Below are 26521 nucleotides of genomic sequence, written 5' to 3'. Positions count from 1 at the left end.
TGAATATTCCGTTGCGGCGAAGCCGTCTGTCCGGAAAAATGGAAACCACCTGTCCGGATAGGCGGAAACCGCTTTAGGTTATTGCTATGTGCGGCGAAGCCGCCTGTATGTTATTGTGCCTGAGATGGATCCAGTCCATAAACCTCCCTCATGGAAATATCCTTTTCTGGGTCAAGACTCATAATCGGAATCTTGTATGAATCGAATGAGATTCGATCCATGATGGCATCTGTGAGAGGGTTGTCCTTACCACCAAGCTTTTGGTACCAGTCTTCCTCAAGATACTGGGAACAGAAGATCGTGGATGAGTGCTTGCGACGCTTATGAATAAGCTCAAGCAGATTGGCTGAGTCTTTTTCAGTAACTCTCATGAGCAGCCACTCATCCAGGATTAGAAGCGTGGGATTGGTGTATTTTTTCAATGCATCTTTAAAGCGGCCTTCATCTCTGGCCTCTTGTAAGTCCAGGAGCAGATCTGGCACACGGACGTACTTAACGCTGTAATAACGCTTACATGCCTCCATTCCAAACGCACAGGCCAGATATGTTTTTCCACTGCCTGTTGCGCCGGTAATGAAGATGTTACGGTATTCTGTGATGTACTCACAAGTTGCCAGCCGTTCGATCAGGTGGCGGTTTACTTTGCGGTTATGACCGTAATCAACTGCCGCAATCGTTGCGTCTGGCTGCTCGAACTCTGCATTCTTAATCAGTCTTTTCAAACGGCTGTTTTTACGGGATGTATATTCGATATCAACGATCATCCCAAACCGATCATCGAAAGGGATCTCCTTCATGGAGATATCCTGCATCTGGTTACGGAATGCATCGGCCATCGATGTCATGTGCATTTCAATAAGCTTGTCAATTGTACTCTGATTTGTCATGATCTCTTACCTCCGTAATAACGGGCACCACGGGTGATGCCGGACTGGGAACTCTCGTTTGTCTGCTTCTGAGGTGCCTCAGATTTAGCTCCACGATCCGCAGTAAGGATGTTCTTGATACTTTTATAGCTGGGTGAATTCGAGTACTGCAGAGCCTTTGCACAGGCGTTTTCAAGCTGCTGTGAAGACTTTCTCTCAGCAAGCTTCAAAAGGCCCATACAGGCCCTGTAAGACTGCTGCTCCACTCTGCCTGAGGTAAGGATACTGTTTACAACTTTATAGGTATTGATTCCAATTGTTTCTGCCCATTTGCGGAAACGGTCACCGTTCCACTCCAGATATTTCTGGTGATCTGGTGGCATATGTTCGAGTACTGTGGAATACTGCCCAGGACGCCCGTACAGGCGTTTGTGGGAAGCAATTCTCCTGAAATCCTTAAAAATTTCAATGGTGGTATCTGTCACTCGCACATCGACCTTATCTTTGATATACTGATAAGGCACCGAGTAGTACATTTTGTCTACGGCGATGTGATAGTTGAACTGTACTGTGGCGGTACGATGTTCAGCTAATTCAAAGCGGGTGGCAGGCAGGGGCATGAGCAATGGCTTCTCATCTTCGAGAAACAGCTTCTGTCGGCTGCCTTCTTTCTTTTGAAAAGAAGCCGCGTTGTACTTTTTGAGCTTTTTCCTGATTTCCTGGTTCAATTCTTCCAGAGAGAAAAACTGTTCATTACGAAGCGCAGCTGTGATCCATGTAGAGACATGGCCAACATTTCCTTCTACACTTGGCTTATCCTTCGGGGCACGTACCCGGGCCGGAATGATAGCAGTGTTGTAATGCTGTGCCAGTTCCTCATAGGACTTAATCAGGACAGACTCATATTTGTCACTCTGTTTACGGTTCGTTGCTGTAGGAGCATTGTCTGATACCAGAATCGGCGTAACGCCGCCAAAGAACTCGTACATATGGACATGAGCGGTAATCCATGACTTTTGTTGTTCATTGATGAACGCTTCGACAAAAGCATACTGGCTGTAGGTCATAACACCAACAAAGATCCATGCTTCGGTAATTTCACCGGTATCCGGATCAATAATCTTTGCCGGATCACCAGCCCAGTCAACCTCGATCTGCTGGCCTGCTTTCCGCGGGATGTGCATGGTAGCACGGCTTTTTTGCTCGTTCTGCTGAATGTAATAACAGAACTGGGAATACATCAAAGCATCATCACCATTCTGACTGCATTCTTCGAGGTATTCTGTCCAAAGGAGCTTCTTGTTGACACCATTTTTGAGCAATTCCTTACGGATGTAGTCGAAGTCAGGCATCCGCTTGGTGGATTTCGGAGACAAATCTTTTGGAAACATCCGCTGCTCCAACTCAGCATCAGTGAGTGATTCGTCCAGTGGCCAGCTCAGAGATAATTCATCTGCACGTTTCTGGACCTTTACAAGCAACGGTGTACAAGGGGTACAAACAAGATTAAAAAGAAAAGATAGATTTGAAAGTAAGTAGAGTGGGATAATCCAGAAGTTAGAGCTTAGATTTTCCACTCTACTTGAACGTGGTCGCTAGTTGCGCTGATTGAAATAATCAGGCCGTCAACGGCTTTCCTTTTGTCGTCAAATTCAATGCTGTCCCAATGGTCGAGGTAATAAGAGAGTTCCTGCTCCTTTTGGGGTGACATTGTTTCAATGGACATTTCCGCAATCTCCTTTGAAATGGTCTGGCGGCGAGTGTCCAGTTCTTCAATTTTTTTGTTAGCATAGGCAAGAAGTGTTGCGTTGGCTCCGGTTAGCGTATCAAGTAGTTTTTCAATCTCGGCTTCAACTTGCGCCAGTTCAATTTGATGGGCGGTCAGTTTGGGATTGACTTTTTCCTCCCGGCTATGGCGGACTTGAAAATTTTTAAATCTCGCCCGCATAGCACTGAAAATAAATTCCTCAAATTCAGATTTACGGATTTTACCACAGCCCGGGCAGCCTTTATTTTCAGTCCGTTTACTACAGCGAAAATAGCCTTCGCTGTTCGGAACGTGTGTTGCCTTTAAGGCATATCCGCAACACCCGCATTTAACTTTTCCGGCAAGCCATGTATTTTTCGGCTTACGTCCTTGTTGAAAACTCTTATTTGTCATTAGCTTCTTCCTGCATTTCAGCCATACATCAGACGGTATGAGCGCTTCATGTGGAGCGATTACAAGTATCTGGTCTTTCAGGCTCCTGTCTTTATCCTCCTTCACGTCCCGGCCCTGATAGAGATAACAGCCATTGGTTCCGGCAAAATCGGAAGCGTCATTGACAATAGCCGCCCCCTGGCTTTTAAAAAATTCGTAGAGTTCTAAATCTGCTTGTGCGTAAACAGGATTTCTTAAAAGCTGTGAAATAAAGGTACGGAATAGCGATTTACCGTAAACTTTGATGTTCTGTTCCTCAAAGTACCGTGTAATGTCACCAAAAGACGTTTCCGGCTCGGAATACATTTCAAACATGAGCTTTACATATTGGGAAGTTTCGGGGTCTGCCACCATCTTTTTTGTGCGGATACCTTCAACCACTGTCGGCTCCAACTGATAACCATAGGGGGCCTGTCCGCTCATGTGAAAACCTTTCAGGCACCGGGAGTAGTAAGCGTCCGTGACGCGTTTCTGGATTGTCTCACGTTCAAGCTGTGCGAATACGATACAAATATTCAGCATGGCCCGCCCCATTGGGGTTGAGGTGTCGAACTTTTCTGTGGACGAAACAAACTCCACGTCATATTCCTGGAACAGCTCCATCATGTTTGCAAAGTCCAGAATGGAACGGCTGATTCTGTCCAGCTTATAAACGATTACCCGCCGCACCCGGCCCTTTCGGATTTCTCCTAACAGCTTTTGAAACTCCGGCCTGTCCGTATTCTTCCCGGAATAGCCTTTATCCTTGAATACTTTACAGCTTCCGCCTTTCAGCTCATACTTACAAAAATCAATCTGGCTTTCAATGCTGATACTGTCCTTACGGTCTACCGACTGTCTCGCGTATATACAATCTTCTCTGATAATGTCCATATTGGGCTCCTTCCGTATGGAATGGAGCTACCAACCTTACAATTATATTATACCATAGGCAGCCCCGGACAACAATGTTGCGGTTGATTAGTAAAATCTGTCCGTGTATTTACTGAACACATCATATAAGTGATTTTCGATTTCTCTTTTTCGCTTGTTCTTTTCATCCGGGGATAGTACCGGAATTAGATTTTCCAATACGATAAGTTTCCCTTGAAAATATACGGATTGTTTTTCGCTTTGGTATGTAACAGATTGAACCATCGAAAACCTCCACTTTTCAGTACGGATGAACAGCGGCCAGCTTCCCTCTTGTCTGCTGGGGAAACCTAAAAAAGCGGCTCCCTGGAAGGAACTGCCCTTTGAGCTTTCCCCAGCCTCGGGCCACGTTGGCCCGAAGCTAATAATCGCCGTTATAATATTTCTGTTCAGCCTCGTTGAGTGTGTATAAGTCAAACACTCCATAAAGCTGATTTACTACACGGCTAATATCTTTATGGGTGAATCCACAGTCCTGCATGGCCATAATCACATAGCCCCGGCAGGCGTCATTACTCCATATATTCAGCGTTAATTCTGGACTAGATATATTTTCCTTCATAAAATTCTCCTGTTCATAGAAAAATATGGGGCCCAGCCAGAACGGTTGCCCTATCATCAGACAGTAATAGAGGAAGGGCCCCACAGGTTAGAAAGTTTTTTCAGATAGACCGGACGGACAGTTGGCTTTTTGTCCCATAGCATTTCAGCTCTCCCCATTCTGATGGCAAGGCGATCTCATTACCTGCGACGGCTCACGGTTCGCAACACCGCTGCACGCTCGGATTGTGACTAATCGCAAGTATCCGGGTTTTGTGTTTTGTCCGGCAGACCTGCCACAGTCTGCCTACGGCATGGGCCTGGTCGCTCTCTCTAGTGTAAAAATAGAGGTCATGGCGGGCCTGTCACTGGACACAAGCACCCTTCGTATCCGTCTATCTTTTATTCAGTTTTCAATCTGCGTGAGGCGTGTCCCGCTTCGGGCCAATGTGGCCCGAGGCTTTGACTGCCTCTCATAAGCCATTTCATTTTTGAGGCGAAATCGGTACACCTTATAAAAATTTTTTTAAAATTTTTTCCAAGTTCCGAAGGCCGCGCTCAATGGCGAGCCGCACGACCTTTTCATCCACACCCTCGGCCCGGGCAATGTCTTGTTTCGTCAAGCCGAGAATGAAATGAGCGTAAATGCGCTTTGCCTGTTTGTCGGGCAGTCGTGAGATGGCGGTATAGAGTTCTTGTATCGTCACTTTACGCTCATACAGTTCATAGGGAGAGAACGCAACGAAAAGCGCCTCATGCTCAATTCCATCATTCCGATCCAGGGAGTAATAGGCTTTGTGCCGGTATGTACGCAGACGGTAAGCGGCTTCCTTCCGGTCAAACTCCTTGAACATTTCAACAACATCTTCTGGTACTTCCATAAAGTAGTCTGACGTATAAAAAGGGTAATAGTCCCGTAAATTTATAATAGCCATATTGAACCTCCGCTTTGTTTTGTGATGGATGGACAACAAAACAGAAGCGGCGGGGAGCGTATATGTAGGCTGAAATTTCTGAAATTTTCAAAAAATAACAGTGAAAAATCTATAAAATAGTAAAGATGGCTACTCGTTCTAAAAAAGCCTCGACAGCTTATCTCAAGACTGGCTCTGTTTCGATAGCAAATCCTGAAATAAGGTGTCGAACATAAAAAAAGCTCAAACAAATAACAGCTTGTTTGAGCCTTAAAAAAGTTTAAATTGGAATAAAACTCCTCCCATCTAGGAGGAGGTAAAGCAAAAGGGGCGTTGCTTCATCTATTTTTTCTCAATAATCTAACTCATGTTATTAGCAACCTCCGCGTAAAAATCTCGTAGTTCTTTTATTATCATATAATGTATTTTTTGCAAAATTTGTCGTAGATAGGAGGCAAAAATAAAAAAATAGAGTAGAGGATATGTTAATGGTTAACGTACCTCTACTCTATCTAATTGTTACTAAAAATTTTCTTTTAAAAAGGTTGTTACAAAACAGACTCAATTTACTATATATAGTATATGTCAATTATTAAATCTACCATATACAGAACATTACTTTTCTCTTTGCAACAACCCTTTTAAATTGTATAATTGCTTTCACTTAATCAGCATTATTTTTTATCTGATTGAATAGCCATCCTATAATTCGAGCTATACAGTATAAAACACCAAGTCCAAGGACGGAGCATACAACTAGAAAAAATATAGACATTGCCGACATATTTACATCAACACCTTTTTGAATAGGACTCTACTTATATTATTCTTAATTTAATACGGTAGAAACTTCTCCATTAAAAACTTCCGTTCTTAAAGCGAAAGAAAGTGTTCCTACTCCGCCGACTACATTTGCTCTCATAGAGCCAGTCACTTCGGCCGCTTTGCTTGAGGTAGATGTTGCACGGCCAATGGCTAAACTTTCATCTTCAACCGTTCCGCCAACACAGTAGGTATTTAAATCACGTGCATTAGAAATTTTCCACTGGCTACCACTCTTTGATAAGTCAAATCTGTAATCCATACCTGCGACACCCCAAAATGCATCCGATTTCCACGTTCCTTCAGTAGCAGGATCACGAGTTAAAGGAGGCGTATAGCTAAGTGTCACTGTTACCGGCTGACCGTCCTTCTCGAAATGTAATGTTTCCGAATAGGGCTGGCTTTCGTCAAAATTATTCAGATCGACACTGAATGTTTGTCTCTGTTCTGGAGAATCAGCAGCAAGAGCACTAAATGCGCTACCAACTACCATGAGACTCAGCGCTACCAACAGACCCAATGCCTTTTTCAAACCTTTCTTCATAAATGACCTCCTTGAGACTTTACCATAGTAACAAACTCAGATTTTTTAGCGCCCACCATTATGTAAGGCACTATTCTCTCAAATTCTCCTCCTCTATAGCCCCAATGGTATCCCTCCCTTTACTAATCGGTTATGAGCTTTTTATAACTAACTGTAGTATACCACAGAATCCCTATATATGCAATATAATCTAAAAATGGTAAATAAAACTTAATAAATTGTTAATTATCAACATATATCGTATATTTTTCTGATATAAAAACCGGGTATTCAAGTTTTGTGTTTTGATGTTTGAGTTAAAACGATAAAAAGAAAGAGAACTTGTTGATATAAAAAAAATATCATTCTTTTTGCATAAACATATAAAAACTCGAAAAGCGATTGATAAATCACCGAAAATTTGTGGCGAATTTTCTTAATATAGATATTTTAAGGAGGTATTGCGTAAAACAATAGATGTTGTATAAACTCAATAATCTTTTTTGCAGTATATTGCTAAATAGCTAAATGGCAAGCAATGCCTCTGTGGCCACAAGTGGCACAAAGGCTGCTTGTTGGGGCTCGCCCCAAACCCATATCTTCGGGCCAACATGGCCCGAAGTGTCAGCGTCGCTTTGCTCCTTATTTTCATAACCTTAACGCTCCTTTTCCTGCTTTCTTCCCGGCTCGGTGTAGCCCATCAGAGTGTCAATGTTCGCCTTGATTGTGACGATCTCCTGCATATCCCGTCGTGCCTTCTGGTATTCTCCATAGAGCTGTTTTTTCTTTGCTGTGAGCTTACGGCCTTCTTCCTTCAGCACATCCATTTTGGGGAGCTTTGCCCCGCCCAGCAGAGAGCGCATTTCCGCTTGTGCAACCCGGTACAGTTCAAGGTCGGCCTCATGCTCCGCAAGGAATTTCCTGCTGTACTTCGTCGCCTTATACTGCTCAAAGACTGGGCGGGTTTTGGCATACTGAACCGTTGCAGCCTTTAGCCCGGCATTGGTTTTCATAGCCTGTTCCGTCTGCTTGACCTGCTCGGAAATAGCATGGAAACGGTCTGCCGCCTCGGTGGCTTTCTGCGCCAACTGCTCATAATCGGTCAGGTTATTGTCCTGTATATAGGCAAGAGCGGCGGCCATCTGCTTAATGTTAAATACCTTCGCCCAGCGTTCATATCCAGGCCCCTTACCGGCAGCCAGCTTTGCTTGAATATCCACCGCCAGACTGATTTTCCGTTCCGAGCGCCCGGGGCGTTTTTCTTTGCCCTCAATGGCAGACAGAACATCTTGCAAGTCGTAGCCGTCTCCCAGCGTGGAAGCCCGCAGACGGGTAAAGCGTTCCTGTCCCTGCCCGGTCAGCCGGAAACTGATACCGCCGCCCCGAACCGTCTTGACCTCATATCCGGCCCGCTTCATCAGATTGAGAAATTCGTCCAGATCAGCGGGGCGTTCCGCCAGCGCAGTATCAATGGCAAGGCGCAGTCTGTCCTGATAGGAAAGCGGCCCTTTTCGTTCTTTCTGCCATTCTCCATAATTCCGATACTTGCCCTTGCTCCGGGGCTTCGGGTTCTCTACAATGGACAGCCCGTTTTCAAGGCACAGCCTGTCAGAGAGCCGCCGGAGGGCGAAGCTGGAGCCCCAAAAGTTTCGGAATTTCCGGGTGCAGTCAAGGGTGGTGGAGTTGTAATAAATGTGACAATGGATGTGCTGCTTATCGGTGTGCGTGGTAACGATAAAAGCGTGCCGCCCCTTTGTCCAGCGCATAGCCAGCTCATAGCCGATACGGTTCGCCTCCTTCGGGGTGATCTCGCCCGGATAGAAGGATTGTCGTATCTGATAGCACAGCACATCATTTTCTTTTTTCTGTTCCCGGCCCGTCATAGCGGCATAGCTGGCTTTTGCCAAAAGGAACTCGTCCGCCACGGTGGCCGGATCACATTCATAAGCGGAGATATACTTTCCTCTTTCTGTTTTCTCCGGGTCCTTGCCATAGTCCAGACAATCCCGGATTGCCTCGGCAATCGTTTCGCCTTCGCCCGCATGGCGCTGCAACAAAGTTGTGGTAGCCAGAAATCATCCCTCCTTTCCATGAGAAAAGGGCGGCCCATCCAGACCGCCCCGACTTCGGGCCAACATGGCCCGAGGCTGTTTAACTTGCCAGAAACCGGTACAGAGCGGATTTGCCTCCGTCCAGCGCCCAAAGAAGGGAGCCCGCCGCCGCTTGCAGTCCATACGGCGAAAGAAGGAAAGCGAGAAACAGAAATACAATCCCGCCTATGGGCGTCGGCGTGAAAAAGAGAGCGACACCCAGCACCACCAGAATCACAGAGGCAATCGTCAGCAGGACGGCACAAATATCAAACAGGAATACCAGCAGAGCCGCCAGAAGGGACAACGCTAAAGCAAAGGGAGCAACCAATATTTTCAGCAGTATCTTCATCTCCAAAACCTCCTTTATCTATCCTTCCTACCTCTATTTTATCATGCCTGCCCGGGGACATAAATGTTGCGAAAGATTAGTGAATCCTGTCCCAAACCTTCGGGCCATGATGGCCCGAAAACAGAAAAAGCAGGACACATTCATGTCCTGCCAAATTTCTGCTATTCTGTTTCCTGCTGCGGGCAATCGGGAACTGTCAGCAGCGAAGTGTCGATAACAATATCCTCTGCTGGTTTCAAGAGCTCTGTCAAATCGTGCTGCCGTCCCACGTTGGTCACATCAATTTTATTCACGCATATTCCAATCCACGGAAACTGTCTGCTTAATTCATCCATCAAGTCGTATATATCAGCAGTTGCCAGCTTATCATCCGATATGTAGCCGGAGCCTTGACGGTGAGAAAAACGATGCCGTTTGAAGAACCGGCGCAAGTCGTCATACGCCTGCCGGTAATTGGCTCCGGGGTAATGCTCTTTTAATTGATGGGTGTCCAGATCAAAATTTAAGGCTTTGAAATATTTTCTCTCCAAAACTCAAGCCCTCATTGCTGTTTTTTCCTGATAGTGGGTCAACAGATCTTCTTCATTGAAATCATCTGGACTGTCAGAATCGTCACTGTCACAAAGACGCCACACAGAAACATTATCCATGAACCATGTCTGCCGCTTCAAGGTATTGACGATCCGGCCGAACAGACTAAAATCCCTCGCTCTGCCGCAGTCACGGAATACCAAAGCGCCGGAACCATCCTCCATACGGGGAAGGCCCACGGTTTGGAATGTATGATTGATTGTGTTGTAAATGCCATCCAGCCGGTACTTATTTTCGGCTGTGATTTTATCATCATTCATGCGAATAACCATTTTCAGCATGGTATCAGCCTCCCTTCTTGAATTATTATATCATTATAGAGCTGGTTCTACAATCTTGAAAATCTGAATTTTTTATGACGGGCTTCGGGTCATGCTGGCCCGAAGTGGTAAAAAAAGAGCAGGGCGGCAAGCCCCACAACGGAAGCCTGCCGCCCTCGTCTTACTTTGCCACCAGCTCGGAAAGCTCCCGCAGCACTTTTGACACCTCGCCCCACAGCTTTTCATAGTCCCGCTTCAATCCGTCGATTTCCTCCGGGTACACGCCATAGGTGTGTGCGTGTACGGCGACCTGATTGAGATTGTTGGAACAGCGCCGTTGCAGAGAGATCAATTCTTTTACGGGCGCAAGGTCGATGTGCAGGATATACCCGTTCAGAGCCATTTTTCGCACATAGGCCCCGGCGTTGGAAATGCCCGCCTCGACCATCCGTTCATGGATGGCTGCCAGCTCGTCCGGCGTTACCATGACGTGCAGATGGACATTCCGCTTGCGGTTCTCCATCATCGTTCCAGCTCCCGGCCTTTCCGGCGCTTTTTGGGTTCCTTTACCTTATCCAGCGGTTTTGCGTCCAGCTCCGGGGGCGTGGGTTGGATGGGCGTGTTGTTGGGTACGCCGTCAATCATGTTGCAGTTCTGCTCCGTGGAGAGCTCGGCGGTTTTCAGATAGTTGTCTTTTTCGTGCATGGCGATCCTCCTTTATCGTTCCTCATGGTTTTTATGGCTCCGCTTCTGGCCGGGCTCCTTCGGGGGTTCCTGCCCTCTGGTTCCTTCTTTGAGCCGGGCGGTAATGGATGAGCGCACCCGGTCAGGATTGCCCGGTGCTGGTTTCAGTTCATAATCCTCCATTTGCTTTTCGGTCAGCGGCTTTGTGTAGGTCAGTTCGCCCCATGCCATCAGCCTGCCGTCTGCCACAGGACGCCGCCTGTCATCGTCGTAGTTGACAATGGAAAGAGGCTGGTTATCCGGCGGCTTCGGGTAAGTTCCTATGTCCACGGGCCGCTGGGTGGAATAATAGCGGTAAACGCCTTCCGGTCCCAGCTCGGTATGCTTGACCGCCGCATGGTAAAGCTGCTGATAATCGTCCACCCGGCGGTCAAAATCCCGCTGCGCCCATGCCTGGCTGTTTCCATAGCGGCCCCAGTAGTAATCCCGATGGCCGTTTTCCCCCTCGGTAAACTGCCAGGTCACAAAGGGGCTCGGCGCTCCCGGATTATGCCCAAGCGCAAAGCCGTGTCCAGTTTCAAAGGTGGCAGCTTTCAAAATCACATATCCTTGTACTGTCTCCAAGAGATCCCTCCTTTCTGTGCCTCGGGCCAACATGACCCGAAGTGCTGGATGTTACGAAATAAGAGGGCAGACCGGGGAGGAATGTAATAAGATATTCCCACCCCGGAAACACCCTCAAAAAAGCCCGGAATGTCAAGCCTTTGGAGGCGGCAAATCGTAACAGCCGCCCGGCCTTTTCTCCCGCATTTTCCTCATGCGTTCCCGGCTTTTCCGGCGGTTCCCTTCGGCCTTGCAGGCGTCGGAACAGTAGGCTTGACGCCCCTCGGGCAAAAACGCCTTTCCGCAGACCGCACAGGCCCGCAGCTCCGGGGAGATGCCTTCCGTTGTCAGCGACGCTTGAAGCTCCGGGTTAAGAGGCAGGACAGCCTCACGGAAATAACGGCAGTACGCCCCTGTCCAGCACTTGTGCAGCATATAGCAGGCACAGTCAAGAGGAAGGCACAGGCCGCTTTCCCGGTCATAGTTGGCGCACATCCCCGTGACCAGAGTGCGGATTTTCTTCTTCTCGTCACGGGTCAGCTCCCGGGCGTCCATTTATGACTTCGGGCCACGATGGCCCGAAGGGCGGGGCTCCACGATCAGCGCCCGGAACTTCTTCCGGCACTGTTTTTTCTTTCCTTTGCACTCCTTGTAGTAACGGCATCCCTTACAAGGATCGTCATTGTCCCAGCCGGGGTGCGGTACTTCCTTCATCATTCGTTCAAAAGGGCTGCTTGTAAAATTCATTCTCATTCCTCCGTATCTTCCTCCCACGGCGGGGTATCTTCGTCCTCGGGTTCCTCTGCGATCTCCTCCAGCTCCCCGTCCTCATATTCGCAGTAATCATCCTCCAAATCCGGGGCCTCATGCTTCGGCTTGTAAATCTTGAAATAGTAACCAATCCCACCGCCGGCCAGCACCACCGCACCGATCAGGAGCAGAGAGAGAAGGGGGCTGTCCTTTTTCTCCGGCTCGGGTTCCGGTACTTCCTCCACAGGTTCGGTGGGCTTTGGCTCTGGCTCCGGGGTCACTTCTTGGGGCGGTTCCTTACCCTGTTCGGCAAGAGGCAGAAGGTCGTCTGTGGTAACGGTATTGAGGAAATAGACGTTCTCGCTGGTTTTCTGTTTGTCGATCACCAGATAAAACACGCTCTCGTCTGCGGTGGTGATGGTGTAGAACTCTTTACCGTCCTCGTCGGTGGCGTTGTCCACCACGGTTCCCGTCCCGTCCGGGGTAAAGGGGTTCTGGGTTTCCGGCTCCGCTTCGGTTTCCACCGGGGCGGGAGCTGTCTCCGGCTGCGGCTCGCTGCTCTGGGCGTAGGCCGGGACCGTAAAGATCAGGCAACACAAAAGGCTGGCAGCCATCGCCGCCAGCCTGCGGTATTTAGTTTTCTTCATGGGCTGTGTCCTCCTTTTCGGGTGCCTCCGGCTTCGGGTCAGTATGGCCCGAAGCGGTAAGGCTGTTTTTGGGGTCATTCAAAAAAGCCATAAGCTGGGCGGGGGTCAGTTTGAGCGAGCGCACCGCCTGCACGATCTGGCTGTTTTCTTCCTCCTGTTTCTGCTTTTCCAGCTCCCGGATTTTGGCCTGCCACTCGGCTGCCTTCTCCCGGGCTTTTTCCAGTTCCTTATCGAGCTTGTCGATCTTGTTCATGCAAGGACTCCTTTCCTCTGGCTCACAAACGCCCGAAGGCATAGAAATGTGTCTGCCAGTAGCTTGAATTGATGTTTGCGTATTGGATGGGCGAACCACAATGAAGCATCATCCCGTCGCCCACATAAATCCCCACATGGGACACAGGGCCGGGGCTGTCATAGGTTCCCGTGAAAAAGATAATGTCGCCGGGCTTTGCCTCGGAGGGAGAAATGATAGCGCACTGGTTGTAAATGCCCTGCGCCGTGGTACGGGGCAGGTTGTGGACGCCGCTGGCCGTGTACACCCAGCAGACAAAGCCCGAACAGTCAAAGGAGGTGGACGGGCTGGAGCCGCCCCACACATAGGGCCAGCCGATATACTTTGTGGCTTCTTCCATGAGCGCCGCAAAAGCCGGGTCATCCAGCGCCTCGCCGGGTATCTCATAGCTGGGGCCGGTATCTTCGCCGCCGTTGTAAATCCCTTCCCACAGATAGGGCTTGTTGCCTTTGAGCTGCTGCATAACGGTGTAGATTTCCCGCTGCTGTTCGTTAAGCCTCGGCAGGATCACGGCAGGCAGCGTCTTGTTTGTGAGGGTCACATTTAAGATGTAATACTCATAGGGGACTTCCTCGGTGGTGGTTTCCCCTGTCTCCGGGTCGGTGCTGGTTTCGGTGCGGTAGCGTATCTCGACTTCCTCCGTCAAGGTCAGTTCATACTGTGCCTCAAAGATCTCCCGCAGCTCGTCCTGCACCTGTTCCCGGAAATACACATGGTACTTTGCCGAGAGATAGGACGCCAGCTCATAGGGGTTATGGCCGATCTCGTCCACGGAATAGCGGTACTCGTCATAGCCGGGATGGGTGCTTTCGATGTTTGCCACCGTCTGCGCCAGCTCGTTTTCCAGCGCCGTGTAGTCCTCGTCTACGCCCAGCAGGTCCGTATCCTCCGAGGCGTAGGAGGTGCCGGATAACGCATTGGCAAGGCCGCTGCCAAGCGTGGGGAAGATGGAGCTTACCGCCGACACAAGAAAACAGAGCAGCAACAGCAGGAGCAGGACCAGCACCGCCACGGGATGACGGGTCACAAACTGCGCCGCCCGCCGGGTCGCAGTTCCCGAAGCGGCAGCGGTTTTCTTTGCGGCCTTTGCGCCCTGTTTTGCAGCCGCCTTTGCTTCTTTGGAATACCGGCGTTTCAGTTTCCATTTCTGCTGCACACGGGAAAGCGGATTGCTGGCAAGCTCCGGGTGCTCGGAGGCCATCTTCTGAAAATCCATATTGGCCCGGGCTTTTATGTCCTTCCGTTCCCACTTTGCCACCTTCCGGGCCGGGTGTTCCTGCCAGCGGCGTTTGGCATACCGGGTCAGTTTCCGGGCTCCGGCCTCGGCCACAAGTTCCGACTTATGGGCTCCTTCCACACCCACATTTTCATGCTCGACTTCGTGGATCTTGTTGTGGACATAGAACCATGCTTCTGTACGGGCTCCCCGGACTGCCTTTTTTGCAAGCCCCGGCGGTTTCTTCGCTGCCCGTTTTGCCTCGGTCTTGTCCAGTTTCTCCCGAGCCTTTCCCAGCTTTTTCCCGGCGTGTTCCGCTTTTGCCTGTGCTTTCTGGTACTTGTCCTTTTTGCTCCCGGCATTCTCTGCGGAGCCCTCCGGCTCCTGTGCCTTGCTGGTATCCTGCGGCCCGCCCGCTTCATCCTCCTGCCTCATGCGGTCAGAGGGACGGCTTTTGCGGCTGTCCTCTTGAAACTTGCCGCTTTTGGACTTCGGGCCATCGTGGCCCGAAGGGCTGTCCTGCCCGGTATCCTCGTCCTCAAACCGCAGGCGTCGGGATGGTGCAGGGGAAGGCCCTTCCCGTTCCGCCGGTCCGGGGCGATTGCCCCCGGTATCCTCCGTCGGCCCCGGCCTTTGAAAACTCCGTTTGTCCGGTTTCTTTCCGATGATGTATCCCTCCTTTCCAAACCTCGGGCCAGCATGGCCCGAAGTGTGTTATGCCCGGTTCATTTCCTGTTTTTTGTCCTCCGGGCGGGTGGTCATAATGGCGTACAGCTCGGTGTTCTGCGGGAAGCGGTCAACAAACGGGATGGTGGTGTTCCCGAAGAACAGCAGCCCTTCGCCGGAATTGGTATGGGTCACATAGGAAAGCTGGTGGGGGCTGATCCCAAGCTGTTTGGCTAAAATCTGCCGGTCCCCCTGTGCCTGCGAGAGCAGCACAAGGAAGTCCGAGTTTTCAAAGATGTTCTCGATCTCCGGGCTTGCCAGAAAATCCTTTACGTTCTGCGTTAAAGCACTCGGAACGCACCCTTTTTTCCGCAGCATTTTCCAGATCGCTACACAATAGCTTGCCGTCAGACGGTCACGGAGCAGCACATGAAATTCGTCAAAGTAGCACCATGTAGCGATACCGCGGAGGAAATTCATGGACACCTGCGAGTTTACCAAGTCCTGCATAATGAGCATGGCAATCGTCCGAAGCCCGGCTCCCAGCTTTTTTAAGTCAAGGCATACCAGACGGCGGTTTAAGTCCACGTTGGTTTCATGGTTGAACACGTTAAGGGAACCGGACACATAGATTTCAAGAGCCGTCGCCAGCCGCACCGCCTCGCCCTCCGGCTGGGAACAGAGCAGGTCATACAGGGTTTGGAGGGTCGGCATTTTGCTTGTTTCCGGGTCCTGCAAGTGTTCCCGGTACATCTGGCGCACACAGCGGTCAATGACGGTACGCTCCACCGGCTGCAAGCCGTCCTTGCCGCCAACGATCAGCTCCATCAGCGACAGGATAAAGTCGGCTTTCAGCGCCATCGGGTTTTCCTCGTCGAAGCTCAAATCAATGTCCATCGGATTGATGTGGTGGGGGCTGTCCGGGGCGATCTCGATGACCTGTCCGCCCAGCCGCCTGATAAGGGGCGAATATTCGCCCATCGGGTCCACCACGATAATGCGGTCTTTTGTGGCAAGGAACACATTCACAAGCTCCCGCTTTGCGGCAAAGGATTTGCCGGAGCCAGGCACGCCGAGGAACAGGCCGTTGGGGTTTTTGAGCTTTTTCCGGTTCGCCATGATGACGTTATGGGAAAGTGCGTTGAGCCCGTAATAGACGGCTTCGCCATCCATGCGGAGCTCCTGCGTCATAAAGGGAACGAAAATGGCCGTGGAGCTGGTCGTCATGCCGCGCTTGATCTCAATGCCGTTATGGCCCAGCGGAAGGCTGGAAAGAAAACCGTCCTCCTGCTGGAAGTCCAGCCGCTTCAAGGTGCAGTTGTATTTCTGGACGATACCGGACACCGTGAACAGGTCATTGTCCAGCTCCCGGCGGGTCGGAGCCATGTTTACCACAAGGAAGGTCAGCAGGAACATTCTTTCATTCCGGCTCTGTAAATCTTCCAGAAGGGTCTTTGCGTCGTTGCTGTATGTTACGAGGTCGGGCGGAAGTATGTCCATGTCGTACCCTGACCGGGCTGCCTTCTTTTGTTCCTCCACCTTCATCTTGTCAATGTCGGAGACTTTGGCCTTGATGGATTTTACGGCGGCGGCCTGATCAACGGTCTGGATATGGAGGGTGATGGTCATTTCCGCATCCATTTCCAAAAGCTCCGCCAGCAGCTTGTCCGAGAGCTCCGAGGCCAAAATCTGCAAGTAGGAGGCAGCGCCCCAAGTCGTCCCCACCCGGAACAGTCGGCTGAAACGAAAATCGAAACTGTCCGGGGCGATAAAGTCTTTGGTGGAAAGCCCGGTTTTGGGGATCATATCCCATGAAAACCGGAAGGGGGAGCCGCTGCCGGGGTGGAGCTGCCCGTGAAGAAGCTCCAGCCGTTCCAGCCCTGAAAGGGAGCGGCACTTGACGCCCAGCTTTTTGAAGTTCCCGCAAATGTCCGCCTCTACACGTTCCAGCCTTGCCCTGGCGGTGGAAAGGTCGTCCACGTTCACGCCGAAGGTCAGGAGCTTTGTGCGGACAATGCCGTTGTTGCTTTTGGCGATCTGGTTTTCCAGCATTTCCACATACTCACACCGGACGCTGTTGTAATCGTCATCCTGCATGGGGATGTTCACGCTGTACCGGCTGCCCGGGCGGCTTCGGTGGTTGAGGAAGGAAAGCTGGAACGGAAGGCTGCTGTCAAAGTAGTTGAGGCAGGCGCTCCACCCGTCAAAGATGGCCGCCTGATCTTCGGACTGTGCGAGCTGGTAGTTGATGTCCTCGTATTCAATGGTTTTGGTGTAATAGCGGTCCGTTACCCGGCACACCCCATCCCGGTACATTTCCCGGTAAGGGAGGGTCTGCTGGGCGGTGGTGGGAATGTTCTTTCCCTTTGTGAACAGGCCGGTAAGGCCCTGCTTTTCAGGCTTTCTGCCTGCGGGCTTTCCGGCCCTTCTGCTGTTTTGCAATCGGCTGCGCCTCCTTTCTGGCGCTAAGCAGCGCATAGAAGTTTTCGGTTTTGTAAGGCCGCACCCGGGGATAGAGGAACCGGGTGCGGATGATGTTTTTCAGCACTTTTTCCAATGGCAGGCCGTCCCGCTCATACATAGCCAGAAAGAAGAACGGGAGCATGAGGCCGATCATTAGGAACATGGCGGCGCTGTTCCCGATACTGTCACGGGAAAGCAGGTAGGCCGGGAGCCCCACCGCCGCTGCGCCGGAAAAACAAACAAGCTGGCGCTTCGTCAGATTGAAGGCCAGCTTTGTCTTAATTTTGGAAAGGTCTTTTGGTACTGGCACATAGGCCATTTGGGTACACCTCCTTTACTGCTTCGGGCCAGCATGGCCCGAGGTCATCTTGCGGCCTCTTTGGCCGGGGCTGTACTGCGGGCGGCTTCGGCGGCCTTACGTCCGCTCTGCCTTGCCCGCCAGTATTCGGGATTATACTGCCGGATGGACTGGTTGAGGTTTTCTTCAAACTGCCCTTTGTCCTTAATGCGGTCAGGTATGTTCCACAGCTTTTTGTCCAACAGTTCCCGGAGCACCACACTTTCCTGCGCGTCCTCCTCATAGCAGATATAGCCCTTATCCTTGAAGCCGCACTTTTTCGCTGCTGGGGAGAGGACGGCGGCTACCTCGTTTGCCACCATCGTTCCGCCGTGGCTGGCGGTAGATACCAGAAACACCCCTGGACAGAGGGTTTCACAGCTCTGCACATCACCCCACGGGGAACTTTTCGGCGCATGGAACATTCCGCCCGTCCGGCTCCGGTCCGCCTGCATGAGCGCCGCCTTTTCCAATATGGCGCGAAGTTCCGGGGAAAAGTAGGCGTATTCCCGCAGGACACGGGCGGCCTCCCCGCCGCAGGCGTTCATCAACAGGGTATAGGCATCGCTGTCCGCTTTGGTACAGCGGCCCAGCAGTTTTCCGTCGTAATAGCAGGCCGCGTCATAGCCCGTCCGTTTGCGTGGCATGGTTCCCGCCTCCTTTCTGCTTCGGGCCAGCATGGCCCGAGGTCAACGCTCTGCGCTGCGGCTGGGCTTTTCCTTCGGAGGCCGTTCTGCCTTTGCCTGTTCGGCAGCCGCTTTTCCGGCTTTGAGCTGGTCGCTGATGGATGCACGCCCCACAGAGCCACGCTCCGCCATCTGTTCCAGCTTTGCCTCATAGGCTTGCAGAACAGCGGTGTTGAGCTGTTCCCGGAACTCCTTTGTGACAGGGTAGGCCATATCCCGGTAGCCGCCTTTGCCGTCTGGCTGGCTGGGCATCCCAAGAAAGAGCCCCTTGCTGCCCTGTACGATTTTCAGATTTTCCACCACAAAGCAGTCATTGAATTTCACGCTGGCAAAGCCCATGAGGTTTTTCACAGGTTCGATGACCCGCACGCTTACATCCAGCTTTATAGGGGCAGCTGGTGTTCCGCCCGCATTTTTTTCCTGCATGGATTTCTCCTTTCCGCTTCGGGTCAGCATGACCCGAAGCTGTTACAAGTTTACAGTGCTTTCAACTTCGTTTCCCCACACGTCCCATCCGGGCTTTTTTTCTCTGGCGAACAATTCCACTCGTGGTATATCGCCCATCAGTTCTACAATTTTCCGCCTGGCCTCGTCCGGCTTTTTACTGTGGCGCTCTATCGGGGAAACAATAAGCTGGTGAACACCGGTAGACTTACGCTTCGGATGTCCTTTTACTGCTAAAAGACAAATTTCTGCATTGCCTCTGGTCCAATACCCCAGACCGTAAAACCATGAGTAGGAGCGCCGGTTCCTCTTTATCCATACAAAAGCCACAGAACGATAAGAAAAGCCCCATGCTTTAATGACCTTTAAGGCTTCCGGCAGTTGTGGGAATGTTGCCCACAGAAACAAAACGCTGTCTTTTGCAGCCAAGTCGGCCACTGGAAGGGAACAAATTTCTTCAATACTCATAGTGGGATAATGAAGCTCTGCTGATCCCTGCCTGTTTTTCTGCTCATACCGCCACGGTGGATCTGCATAGATTATCGAAAATTTTTCTTTCGGCATGATCCTCCTTTCCGCTTCGGGTCAGCATGGCCCGAAGTCTCTTAATGGCAGCCGAAGATGGATTTTGCAAGACTGCCTGTTTTGAATAAGGTAAAACACAGCAGCACCGTATATCCCACGCAGCCCCAGATCGCCCCGATGGGGTCGCCGTCGGTGGCGATACTCTGGATCAGCACCGCATAGATTGCGACACAGACTAAGATCAACAGACCTTGAAAGCCCACCGCAAAGAGGGAGCGGAAATAGTTCTGCCCCATGTGTCCGGTTTCCCTGTTGGGGACTGTGGCAAACGGGATAGGCGCTAAACTTGTGAGTAAATAGATTTCAGTCATACGGCCATATACGATGACGAAGATCACGATATTTAAGGCAATCATGGTAAGCTGGATCAGGAAGGATTGTAGCCAGAGTCCGAACAGAGGACCCAACTCCATCGCTTCAAGTTCTGTCCGTAGACTGTCCAGCACATCCGGCGTGATCTCTGTCCCGTTCTGGATAATGCCCGCTGACTGCTGTATCACATGCTGGCTCACATCAAAGACCGCCAGCACGATATTGAAGGTATTCGTCAGGATCATCACAGCCACAAAGGTTTTGAACACCCACTTAAAAAACATCCATGTGTCAACTTCATGGAGGTTGTTGCGTTCTATGAGCATCTGTATCAGCTCATAGGTCATTACAAAAGTGAGGATGACCCCGGCGATTGGCAGGATGGCAGTTTCAGAGATCTGTCGTATCATGGAAAAGACCCCGGCGTTCCAGTCCGCCGGGGTCGTGCCGACCTGTGTGGCGATCTCGCCAACGCTCTGATTGACGTTATCGAAAAGGCCGTCCAGATTTCCCATGATACCATCGACGAGCAGACCTTTCAGCCATTCAACGATTGCGTCGATGATAAAGTCCATACATCAGCTCCTTCTGGAAAAAGGGACAACGGGTGACACTTAGCTGAACAGACCGGACAGCAGAGGGATAAGCTGAAGGCCGATCAGAACGACACCGCCGCCAGCCATGAGCTGCTTAATGCCCTGTGATTTTGCCGCAGGGTTGTCCGACCCGTAACCTTCCAGAAGGTTGATGACACCCCACACCGCCAGACCGGCGCCAAGAGCCATGACCAGAATTTTAAGAATGTCGATTGCCTGATTGAAAAATTCCATATACGTTCCTCCATTTTGTTTGTTTGATGGTTTTGGGTACAAAAAAAGCCGCCCACATCGGCGGCGCTTCGGGTCATCATGGCCCGAAGTTACACGAACTCGTCGCTGTCCAGATCATCGAAGTTCAACAGGTCAGCTTCTTCGTCCGTGTCGGAGCCGTCCACTTCGTACACCGTGTATTCGTCCTCCGGCTTTAGTCTCAATGGCCGGTGGCGGAACAGGCTTTCCAAGCGGAAGGCGTTTTTCTTTTTATCAAATTCGGCTGTGTACTTGTAATTCGGGTGCTTTTTCAAGTCATACTTCGGGGACAGGAAGGGCGGGAGCCCCCGAAGCTGCAAGATACATTTATCCCCGGGCATGGTGGTGATCTCGCTGGTAGTCATCAGCTCCCGGCCAAGCCTCTGCATATTCTGGCTGTAACTTTCAGACTGCCCCCGGCTCCGGCCTTCGGTCTGCATGGAGATGGTGGCCTTGCCCAGCCAGTTTTCCGAAATATCCTTTAGGGTGGAAGCCTCCCGGCCTCCGAGGAACACGATACTGTCCATGTTGCCCATGATGGTTTCAGAATGGTCCTTGTACAATGCCTTGCACTGGCTCATAGCCTGATAAAAGAGTGTCAGGCTGATCTCACGGGAACGGATGACAGCCACAATTTTCTCCAGCCCCGGCACCTGCCCGGTGTTGGCAGCCTCGTCCCACAGCACCCGCACATGGTAGGGCAGACGCCCGCCATAGGTATTGTCAGCCCGTTCACACAGAAGGTTGAACATCTGCGAAAAAGCGAGGGCAACCAAAAAGTTGTAGGTGGTGTCCGTGTCGCTGATAAGGAAGAACAGCGCTGATTTTTCATCCCCCAGCTTATCAAGCTCCAGTTCGTCATAGGACATGATCTCCCGAAGCTGGGGAATGTCAAAGGGGGCAAGTCTGGCTCCGCAGCTAATCAGTATGCTTTTAGCTGTCTTGCCGCTGGCCAGCTTGTATTTCTTATACTGTCTCACAGCGAAGTGCTGGGGACTGCGGCGTTCCAGCCCATCGAACATATAGTCAACCGCATTTTTGAAGGTTTCGTCATCTTCCCGGACTTCCATGCTGTTTATCATTTCCACCAGCGTATTCATGTTGCGTTCTTCCTCCGGCCCCTCAAAGACGATATAGGCCACAAGGGCGCAGTACAAAAGGGTTTCGGCTTTTGTCCAGAACTCGTCGCCCTCCTTGCCATCGCCTTTGGTATTGGCAATCAGGGCGGTAACGAATTTCAAAACATCGCTTTCCGTCTTGATATAGGCCAGCGGATTGTAGTGCATGGATTTGGAGAAGTCGATACTGTTGAACACCCGCACCCTGTATTTTTCCCTTTGCAGGAACCGCCCGCACTGGTCGAGGGTGCCGCCCTTCGGGTCTACCACCACATACGAGGAATGGGCTTGAAGGAGCTGCGGGGTCAGCCAGAACCTTGTCTTTCCCGAGCCGGACGAGCCGATGACACAGGCGTTTAGGTTCCGGGCATTGGCAGGTACCTTCGGACGGGTGTTCATGGTAAGGAACTCCGTCCCGGTTAAAATGACATTGTTCTGAAATTTAGGGTCTACAAACGGCTTTATATCCTCCTTTGTTCCAAAGCGGGCGGTGCCGTACTCCGCATCCCGCCGGAATTTTTTTGCCTTCCTGATCTTTGACTGTATCAGCAGATACATCCCAGCCGCACCGGCAAGGCCCACCAGCAGGTCAATACCGCCCAGCCCCGGCCAGTAGGTTTCAAAGGCTTTCGGGAAGGTGTCGAGCATCCCCATGAGCTTTGTCCCGAAGTCTGTGCCGGGTGCAGTCCGGTAGGCCGTCCCGATTTTGGAAAAAAACCAGAACACAAAGAGGTACGGCAGGTTGGGGAGCACATATTTTCTGATCTTGTCACTCAACGTCCGTCCTTCACCGCCTCTCTGGTCCGCTGCTTCTCCTTTGCCTGCGTCCTGATCTGCTCCGTGAATTTCCGAAGCTGGCCGAGGATAGAAGGCTTGTCCTGCTCTTTGTCCAGCACCTTTGCACTGTACTTCTGGAAGGCCGCCGTGATAGCGTCCGCCTGATTGGCTTTGAAAAACAGCAGGTAATGGCCGGGGCTCACTTTATGGAAAGCGTAGTCCACATGGAACTCCTTCGCGATCCGGTCAAAATCCTTCGGGGCTCCCACATAGGGCATGGCGCTTTTGCCGCCATAGTGGTTCATCAGCTTTTTCACACTCTGGCGTCCCTGTGGGGTCAGCGCCTTCCGGTGGTGCTTTTGCAGCGTCCGCACCACCTTCCCAAGAGCGGCAGCCAGCACTTTTCCCGTGAGCTTCGTTGTCCTGATCGAAAGGGCAACCGTTTTTTGGTTTACTTCTTCCTGCATAAAACCTCCTTTCCGTCGGGGTTCCCGCTATCCGGGAGGCCCCCGTACAATCTCGGCGAACAGAAAGCCTCGGGCCAATGTGGCCCGAGGCTTACCGCTCGGCATCCCTGCCGGACGGAGCTTTCTTTTCCGGCTCCGTCTGGACTTTTTCGCCCTGTTCCCGCATGGTCTGCAAGATAGAGGGCTTCTTTTGAAGCTGGGAGGGCTTTTCGCCGGACAGCGGCTTGATACATTCCAGCCGGTCAGCCGCCCGGATGGCGTTGTCCGTGAGCTGCCTCTGCCATGCACCCACGCTGGGAGCCCAACGAAAGCCGCTGCTTTTCAGCTCGGCCCGGGTGTCCGCGTCAGGCTTTCCGTCAAAGAACACCTGCAAGCGGTTGTCCTCCCGGTTCATTTCCACACGACCCCCATCGAACTCCCAGCCGGAAAATTCCTGCTGTGCCTGTTTGGAAAGCTGTTCGATACGGGCCTTTACCCGGCGGATCTCCGCGTTGTTGTTGGTAAGCTGGTAGCTTTCAAAGGGCCTCGGGTCGCTCCGCCAGCTTGACGCCATGCTTGCTTTCAGCTTTTCGATCTGGTCCGGCGACAGCAGCGCACAGCCATCCAGTTTGCCATGCTTGCGGTAATAGGCGTTGACCTCCTTCATAATGAGCTGGGAGCGTTCCAGCCCGTCCAGCTTCTTCTGGAGCTTTTCAATCGCTGCCGGGTCATCGGCGCTGATCCCGCCCATGCCGGTACTGCGTATCTTATCCAGCAGCCCTTGAATATACTGCCATTCCTCCATGTTGCTGTCCCGGGCCCGGTTCTGTTTTTCCTTCTTCCCCACCGGGAAATTGGCAGGTCCGGCGATCATCACAGAGGGAACCCTTGCGTCAATGGCAAAGCCCTGGTTCATGTTTTCAGCCAGCTTTCGGGCATAGGTGTCTAACAAATGGTCGATCTTCTCATGGTACATGGGGGCCACCCGGGATTTCTGCTTTTCCGCTATGGCGGCGGCCTTGTCCACCATTGCCCGGTATTCCGCCGTTGCGCTCCCTTCCTTGTAGTCGGAAAAGCTGTTCATTTCCTTTGCCCGGCGGGCGGCTCCTTCATTGATAGGGTAATAGTTGATGGTATGCACCTCCTTCATGCTTCGGGCCATGCTGGCCCGAAGTCCTACCGTTCTTCATGGGAAGGCCCCGCCTTGTCCTTTTTCGGAGCGGGCGGGGCTTCTTGAAACCGTTTGAGTGCAACGAGAATGGAGTGGACAGGTTCGGCCTTTTCAGGATAGGCAAATATCCGGTGTTCCGGCGGAATGTCCTGCGGCCCGTGGTAATACTCCTTGAAGCCCTCCGGGACTGCCGACACATATCCACCGGGAGCGAATACGCCGCCCTCGTTGATACGCACATCCCGCCCGTATGCTTCATAATCGAAGTAGTTCTGAATGTGCTCCGGTATGTCGATGGTCCCAAGCTCGTCGGCGTAAAGGCGGCCCAGCCCTTCATCATCGGAAATATCCGGGTAAAAGCGGTAAAGGTCAAGGTTCTGCGTCAGGTTTATCAAATCCTTCACGCTCCGTGTGTGGTTTCCCAAGACAAGAGCGGCTTCAAAGGTTTCCAGTCCGCCCTTATCCCGTACTTCCAGCAGGGCGTGGCCCAGCTCGTTCAGCTCGTCGATGTTCTCACATTCGTAGAGATGATCGTAGAGCCCCAGCACATCGCTGTCAAAGCTGGTAAAGAACACTTCGCTGTACCGTTTCCCGTCTATCCCGATTTTGGCAAGGGCGGCCTGCAACTCCTGTGTCGTCGTGGGGAAATGTACCGTTGTCCCTACCTCAATCCCCATCAAGGGGTACAGGGCGGTGTTGGTTATATAGGCTTCAAACATGGGCTCATTCCTCCTTTCCGGCCCGGTCAGCCAGCACCTCATAGATCCCGGCCATAATGTAATCGGCGCAAGGGAGGGCAATCGCGTTCCCCAGCGCCTTGTAGCGTTGCAGAGGCCGGATCTCCACGCCGTCCGCCCCGTACTTTGTCCAGCCCTCTGGCAGCCCCATCAGCCGTTCGCTTTCCGTTTCCGTCAGAAAACGGATACAGCCGCCCTCCGGGTCGCCCTCATACCAGAAGGCGAAGGGCGTCACGTCACTGGCTAAAAGAGTGGGAAAAGGGTCAGTTGGTAATCCGAAGCTGTTTCGGAAGGCCGTTTCTTCCTGCCTTTTTGCCGCTCCCCGCATACGGAAGCACTGAAAGGGGTGGATGACTGGTATCTGCCGCCCTGTTTCAAAAGAAGCTGTTCGATCTCCTTCGGCGGCGGCCCGCCCGCCCTCTCCGCAAGGCGGAGGAAGTGGGAGCATTGGACGGGGCTTAAATAGTATGTCTGCGGCACGTCTGCCTCCAAAATCCGCCACGACGAAAATCCGCTGCCTTCGTGCCAGCCTTCGGGTGCCTGCCCAATACTGGGCGTCCATGAGCCGCCAGCACACATCAGGCGTTCCCCCTCGCACCATTCCGGCATTTCCCCATCTTCCCGAAGGAGGCATTGGAACTTCGGTGTCCGAGAAGGCGGATAGGACGGCTCTAAAGTCCATCCGGTCATTTGTAGAAAACGCTCCCATGACGTTTTCCCAAACAGCGATAGCTGGATATAGGTTATCAGTAGCATCCCTCATTTCCTGTATGATACGAAACGCCTGATAGAACAGGCTTGATTTTGCCCCGGCAAGGCCGGAGCGGTTGCCGATCAGAGAAAGGTTCTGACAGGGGGAACCGAAGGTTATCACATGGACCGGCGGGATTTTCCCGCCGTCCACCTTCGTAATATCTCCCAAATGCGCCATATCGGGAAAGTGCCTTTTGGTTATGGAGATGGGCGCTTTTTCAATCTCGCTGGCCCAGACCGGACGGATACCGCACCGGGAAGCAGCCAGAGGGAACACGCCGATCCCGTCGAAAAGGCTCCCCAGCTTAATGTCCGGCATGGCCCGGGGTGCCGTGTCCCTTCACGGCAAGCACCCCTTCCAGCGTTGTCGCCGCAATGCCCAGCCGTCCGGCAACCGCAATATCGTTTTTCACATCCTCGTCCACAACGCTGCCGCAGACGATCAGGGTATGAGAACGCCGCAGCATATCCCGGCGCATATCAATCCCGGCCTTATGTTCCTCGGGAACGCTGTCATTCAAAAACAGCGGCAGGTACAAGAGCGGGCAGATCGGGGAAAAGCCCGCCTCATAAGCAAGGCGGCAGTAGTGAGCCGCCAGCTCCATATCAACATCCGGCTCGCCGCTCCATGCGGCGGTCAGGTACGCTAAAGGTCGTTTCATTGGTTGAGCCTCCATTTCTGTTTTGGTTTAGGGAAAAGCAAGAGTTCGCCCAATCCCTCCGCCCCTTCCCCCGGGAAGGGGAACGGCTCTGGAGAATTTATATCCCCGTCGCTTGACCGGGAAAAAGCATAACCGGGAGAAATCCGTCAAGGGTGCCTCTGGCACCGCCTGCGGCGGCGCTGCCCTTGACTGATTTTCCCGGCTATGCTACGGAATAACTGGCGACGGGGAATCATTTATATCTCCAGAGCTTC

At 52.0% G+C, this 26521-nt stretch carries 31 protein-coding genes; all 31 read right to left on the bottom strand.

Annotation, left to right across the window (positions count from 1 at the left end; genetic code table 11):
* Positions 1-110: 110 nt before the first annotated feature.
* Positions 111-887, bottom strand: coding sequence for an ATP-binding protein (locus tag DW826_RS14545; protein WP_015552542.1), 777 nt, complete (start codon positions 885-887; stop codon positions 111-113).
* Positions 884-2443: an IS21 family transposase gene (istA, locus tag DW826_RS14540; RefSeq protein ID WP_242994111.1), complete on the bottom strand. Its 1560-nt coding sequence runs from the start codon at positions 2441-2443 to the stop codon at positions 884-886. The genes DW826_RS14545 and istA overlap by 4 nt, the downstream gene beginning before the upstream one ends.
* On the bottom strand, positions 2431-3939 hold the full coding sequence (locus DW826_RS14535) for a recombinase family protein (protein WP_107001168.1): 1509 nt from the start codon (positions 3937-3939) through the stop codon (positions 2431-2433). Before DW826_RS14535 ends, istA begins: the two co-directional genes overlap by 13 nt.
* Before the next feature lie 400 nt (positions 3940-4339).
* Entirely contained in the window at positions 4340-4540 is a 201-nt protein-coding gene (locus DW826_RS14530; protein ID WP_107001169.1) for a hypothetical protein, read from the bottom strand.
* Positions 4541-5030: 490 nt separating this feature from the next.
* Positions 5031-5453 (bottom strand): sigma factor-like helix-turn-helix DNA-binding protein, encoded by a 423-nt coding sequence (locus tag DW826_RS14525; RefSeq protein WP_107001170.1) that lies wholly within the window; start codon positions 5451-5453, stop codon positions 5031-5033.
* Between the two features lie 808 nt (positions 5454-6261).
* The gene (locus DW826_RS14520) at positions 6262-6798 is read right to left on the bottom strand and encodes a hypothetical protein (protein WP_107001171.1); all 537 of its coding nucleotides are present in this window, start codon (positions 6796-6798) and stop codon (positions 6262-6264) included.
* A 635-nt stretch (positions 6799-7433) separates the two neighbouring features.
* Positions 7434-8849, bottom strand: coding sequence for a relaxase/mobilization nuclease domain-containing protein (locus DW826_RS14515; protein ID WP_107001172.1), 1416 nt, complete (start codon positions 8847-8849; stop codon positions 7434-7436).
* Positions 8850-8928: 79 nt separating this feature from the next.
* Positions 8929-9219 (bottom strand): CD1845 family protein, encoded by a 291-nt coding sequence (locus tag DW826_RS14510; RefSeq protein WP_023042378.1) that lies wholly within the window; start codon positions 9217-9219, stop codon positions 8929-8931.
* A 161-nt stretch (positions 9220-9380) separates the two neighbouring features.
* Complete coding sequence (vapD, locus tag DW826_RS14505) at positions 9381-9749, bottom strand: VapD family protein (protein WP_016306491.1); 369 nt, start codon at positions 9747-9749, stop codon at positions 9381-9383.
* 3 nt (positions 9750-9752) lie between these two features.
* Positions 9753-10091, bottom strand: a complete 339-nt coding sequence (locus DW826_RS14500) for a hypothetical protein (RefSeq protein ID WP_016306492.1) — start codon at positions 10089-10091, stop codon at positions 9753-9755.
* Between the two features lie 160 nt (positions 10092-10251).
* Complete coding sequence (mobC, locus tag DW826_RS14495) at positions 10252-10593, bottom strand: plasmid mobilization relaxosome protein MobC (protein WP_117553087.1); 342 nt, start codon at positions 10591-10593, stop codon at positions 10252-10254.
* Positions 10593-10775: a DUF4316 domain-containing protein gene (locus tag DW826_RS14490; protein ID WP_107001173.1), complete on the bottom strand. Its 183-nt coding sequence runs from the start codon at positions 10773-10775 to the stop codon at positions 10593-10595. The genes mobC and DW826_RS14490 overlap by 1 nt, the downstream gene beginning before the upstream one ends.
* A 12-nt stretch (positions 10776-10787) precedes the next feature.
* Positions 10788-11378: a hypothetical protein gene (locus tag DW826_RS14485; protein WP_227589686.1), complete on the bottom strand. Its 591-nt coding sequence runs from the start codon at positions 11376-11378 to the stop codon at positions 10788-10790.
* Positions 11379-11510: 132 nt separating this feature from the next.
* Positions 11511-11912 carry a cysteine-rich VLP protein gene (locus tag DW826_RS14480; protein ID WP_050005650.1) on the bottom strand — a complete coding sequence of 134 codons (402 nt, stop codon included), beginning with the start codon at positions 11910-11912 and terminating at the stop codon, positions 11511-11513.
* Complete coding sequence (locus tag DW826_RS14475; protein ID WP_005927616.1) at positions 11913-12110, bottom strand: hypothetical protein; 198 nt, start codon at positions 12108-12110, stop codon at positions 11913-11915.
* A complete protein-coding gene (locus DW826_RS14470; protein ID WP_107001175.1) occupies positions 12107-12754 on the bottom strand; it encodes a DUF4366 domain-containing protein in 648 nt (215 codons plus the stop codon). The genes DW826_RS14475 and DW826_RS14470 overlap by 4 nt, the downstream gene beginning before the upstream one ends.
* Positions 12741-13007, bottom strand: a complete 267-nt coding sequence (locus DW826_RS14465; protein WP_005927622.1) for a DUF4315 family protein — start codon at positions 13005-13007, stop codon at positions 12741-12743. The genes DW826_RS14470 and DW826_RS14465 overlap by 14 nt, the downstream gene beginning before the upstream one ends.
* A gap of 22 nt (positions 13008-13029) precedes the next feature.
* On the bottom strand, positions 13030-14697 hold the full coding sequence (locus DW826_RS14460; protein ID WP_107001176.1) for a C40 family peptidase: 1668 nt from the start codon (positions 14695-14697) through the stop codon (positions 13030-13032).
* Positions 14698-14976: 279 nt separating this feature from the next.
* Complete coding sequence (locus tag DW826_RS14450; RefSeq protein ID WP_107001296.1) at positions 14977-17244, bottom strand: VirB4-like conjugal transfer ATPase, CD1110 family; 2268 nt, start codon at positions 17242-17244, stop codon at positions 14977-14979.
* 79 nt (positions 17245-17323) lie between these two features.
* The gene (locus DW826_RS14445; protein WP_016306500.1) at positions 17324-17710 is read right to left on the bottom strand and encodes a PrgI family protein; all 387 of its coding nucleotides are present in this window, start codon (positions 17708-17710) and stop codon (positions 17324-17326) included.
* 44 nt (positions 17711-17754) lie between these two features.
* On the bottom strand, positions 17755-18408 hold the full coding sequence (locus DW826_RS14440) for a hypothetical protein (RefSeq protein WP_107001178.1): 654 nt from the start codon (positions 18406-18408) through the stop codon (positions 17755-17757).
* A gap of 9 nt (positions 18409-18417) precedes the next feature.
* Complete coding sequence (locus DW826_RS14435) at positions 18418-18840, bottom strand: SpoVG family protein (protein WP_227589684.1); 423 nt, start codon at positions 18838-18840, stop codon at positions 18418-18420.
* Positions 18841-18882: 42 nt separating this feature from the next.
* Positions 18883-19422: an MT-A70 family methyltransferase gene (locus DW826_RS14430; protein WP_107001180.1), complete on the bottom strand. Its 540-nt coding sequence runs from the start codon at positions 19420-19422 to the stop codon at positions 18883-18885.
* A 41-nt stretch (positions 19423-19463) separates the two neighbouring features.
* Positions 19464-20330, bottom strand: a complete 867-nt coding sequence (locus tag DW826_RS14425) for a VirB6/TrbL-like conjugal transfer protein, CD1112 family (RefSeq protein WP_009901636.1) — start codon at positions 20328-20330, stop codon at positions 19464-19466.
* Between the two features lie 39 nt (positions 20331-20369).
* Positions 20370-20585, bottom strand: a complete 216-nt coding sequence (locus tag DW826_RS14420; protein WP_016306504.1) for a Maff2 family mobile element protein — start codon at positions 20583-20585, stop codon at positions 20370-20372.
* 89 nt (positions 20586-20674) lie between these two features.
* On the bottom strand, positions 20675-22498 hold the full coding sequence (locus tag DW826_RS14415; RefSeq protein ID WP_107001181.1) for a VirD4-like conjugal transfer protein, CD1115 family: 1824 nt from the start codon (positions 22496-22498) through the stop codon (positions 20675-20677).
* The gene (locus DW826_RS14410; protein ID WP_107001182.1) at positions 22495-22965 is read right to left on the bottom strand and encodes a PcfB family protein; all 471 of its coding nucleotides are present in this window, start codon (positions 22963-22965) and stop codon (positions 22495-22497) included. Before DW826_RS14410 ends, DW826_RS14415 begins: the two co-directional genes overlap by 4 nt.
* 91 nt (positions 22966-23056) lie before the next feature.
* Positions 23057-24106 carry a hypothetical protein gene (locus tag DW826_RS14405; protein WP_107001183.1) on the bottom strand — a complete coding sequence of 350 codons (1050 nt, stop codon included), beginning with the start codon at positions 24104-24106 and terminating at the stop codon, positions 23057-23059.
* A gap of 14 nt (positions 24107-24120) precedes the next feature.
* On the bottom strand, positions 24121-24834 hold the full coding sequence (locus tag DW826_RS14400) for an antirestriction protein ArdA (protein WP_107001184.1): 714 nt from the start codon (positions 24832-24834) through the stop codon (positions 24121-24123).
* A gap of 4 nt (positions 24835-24838) precedes the next feature.
* The gene (locus DW826_RS14395; RefSeq protein WP_107001185.1) at positions 24839-25924 is read right to left on the bottom strand and encodes a DNA cytosine methyltransferase; all 1086 of its coding nucleotides are present in this window, start codon (positions 25922-25924) and stop codon (positions 24839-24841) included.
* Positions 25911-26267, bottom strand: a complete 357-nt coding sequence (locus tag DW826_RS14390; protein WP_009901612.1) for a hypothetical protein — start codon at positions 26265-26267, stop codon at positions 25911-25913. The genes DW826_RS14395 and DW826_RS14390 overlap by 14 nt, the downstream gene beginning before the upstream one ends.
* Positions 26268-26521 lie beyond the last annotated feature (254 nt).

The organism is Clostridium sp. AM34-11AC, from assembly GCF_003435375.1.
GTDB classification, from domain to species: domain Bacteria; phylum Bacillota; class Clostridia; order Lachnospirales; family Lachnospiraceae; genus Pilosibacter; species Pilosibacter fragilis.
The sequence above is the reverse complement of the archived record's forward strand: the minus strand, read 5'-3'. Positions and strand labels throughout refer to the sequence as shown.

What these genes read in the sequence shown, in the direction of transcription:
- DW826_RS14395 (WP_107001185.1), bottom strand. Translation starts at nt 25,924, where the DNA reads ATGCCGGACATTAAGCTGGGGAGCCTTTTCGACGGGATCGGCGTGTTC.
- DW826_RS14475 (WP_005927616.1), bottom strand. Translation starts at nt 12,110, where the DNA reads ATGAGAATGAATTTTACAAGCAGCCCTTTTGAACGAATGATGAAGGAA.
- DW826_RS14410 (WP_107001182.1), bottom strand. Translation starts at nt 22,965, where the DNA reads ATGCAGGAAGAAGTAAACCAAAAAACGGTTGCCCTTTCGATCAGGACA.
- DW826_RS14445 (WP_016306500.1), bottom strand. Translation starts at nt 17,710, where the DNA reads ATGGCCTATGTGCCAGTACCAAAAGACCTTTCCAAAATTAAGACAAAG.
- DW826_RS14420 (WP_016306504.1), bottom strand. Translation starts at nt 20,585, where the DNA reads ATGGAATTTTTCAATCAGGCAATCGACATTCTTAAAATTCTGGTCATG.
- DW826_RS14470 (WP_107001175.1), bottom strand. Translation starts at nt 12,754, where the DNA reads ATGAAGAAAACTAAATACCGCAGGCTGGCGGCGATGGCTGCCAGCCTT.
- DW826_RS14450 (WP_107001296.1), bottom strand. Translation starts at nt 17,244, where the DNA reads ATGTACCGGGATGGGGTGTGCCGGGTAACGGACCGCTATTACACCAAA.
- DW826_RS14405 (WP_107001183.1), bottom strand. Translation starts at nt 24,106, where the DNA reads ATGGCCCGAAGCATGAAGGAGGTGCATACCATCAACTATTACCCTATC.
- DW826_RS14490 (WP_107001173.1), bottom strand. Translation starts at nt 10,775, where the DNA reads ATGCACGAAAAAGACAACTATCTGAAAACCGCCGAGCTCTCCACGGAG.
- DW826_RS14545 (WP_015552542.1), bottom strand. Translation starts at nt 887, where the DNA reads ATGACAAATCAGAGTACAATTGACAAGCTTATTGAAATGCACATGACA.
- DW826_RS14460 (WP_107001176.1), bottom strand. Translation starts at nt 14,697, where the DNA reads ATGAGGCAGGAGGATGAAGCGGGCGGGCCGCAGGATACCAGCAAGGCA.
- DW826_RS14425 (WP_009901636.1), bottom strand. Translation starts at nt 20,330, where the DNA reads ATGGACTTTATCATCGACGCAATCGTTGAATGGCTGAAAGGTCTGCTC.
- DW826_RS14500 (WP_016306492.1), bottom strand. Translation starts at nt 10,091, where the DNA reads ATGCTGAAAATGGTTATTCGCATGAATGATGATAAAATCACAGCCGAA.
- mobC (WP_117553087.1), bottom strand. Translation starts at nt 10,593, where the DNA reads ATGGAGAACCGCAAGCGGAATGTCCATCTGCACGTCATGGTAACGCCG.
- DW826_RS14510 (WP_023042378.1), bottom strand. Translation starts at nt 9,219, where the DNA reads ATGAAGATACTGCTGAAAATATTGGTTGCTCCCTTTGCTTTAGCGTTG.
- DW826_RS14525 (WP_107001170.1), bottom strand. Translation starts at nt 5,453, where the DNA reads ATGGCTATTATAAATTTACGGGACTATTACCCTTTTTATACGTCAGAC.
- DW826_RS14430 (WP_107001180.1), bottom strand. Translation starts at nt 19,422, where the DNA reads ATGCCGAAAGAAAAATTTTCGATAATCTATGCAGATCCACCGTGGCGG.
- DW826_RS14530 (WP_107001169.1), bottom strand. Translation starts at nt 4,540, where the DNA reads ATGAAGGAAAATATATCTAGTCCAGAATTAACGCTGAATATATGGAGT.
- DW826_RS14400 (WP_107001184.1), bottom strand. Translation starts at nt 24,834, where the DNA reads ATGTTTGAAGCCTATATAACCAACACCGCCCTGTACCCCTTGATGGGG.
- DW826_RS14435 (WP_227589684.1), bottom strand. Translation starts at nt 18,840, where the DNA reads ATGCAGGAAAAAAATGCGGGCGGAACACCAGCTGCCCCTATAAAGCTG.
- DW826_RS14535 (WP_107001168.1), bottom strand. Translation starts at nt 3,939, where the DNA reads ATGGACATTATCAGAGAAGATTGTATATACGCGAGACAGTCGGTAGAC.
- DW826_RS14465 (WP_005927622.1), bottom strand. Translation starts at nt 13,007, where the DNA reads ATGAACAAGATCGACAAGCTCGATAAGGAACTGGAAAAAGCCCGGGAG.
- DW826_RS14480 (WP_050005650.1), bottom strand. Translation starts at nt 11,912, where the DNA reads ATGGACGCCCGGGAGCTGACCCGTGACGAGAAGAAGAAAATCCGCACT.
- DW826_RS14390 (WP_009901612.1), bottom strand. Translation starts at nt 26,267, where the DNA reads ATGAAACGACCTTTAGCGTACCTGACCGCCGCATGGAGCGGCGAGCCG.
- DW826_RS14520 (WP_107001171.1), bottom strand. Translation starts at nt 6,798, where the DNA reads ATGAAGAAAGGTTTGAAAAAGGCATTGGGTCTGTTGGTAGCGCTGAGT.
- DW826_RS14440 (WP_107001178.1), bottom strand. Translation starts at nt 18,408, where the DNA reads ATGCTGGCCCGAAGCAGAAAGGAGGCGGGAACCATGCCACGCAAACGG.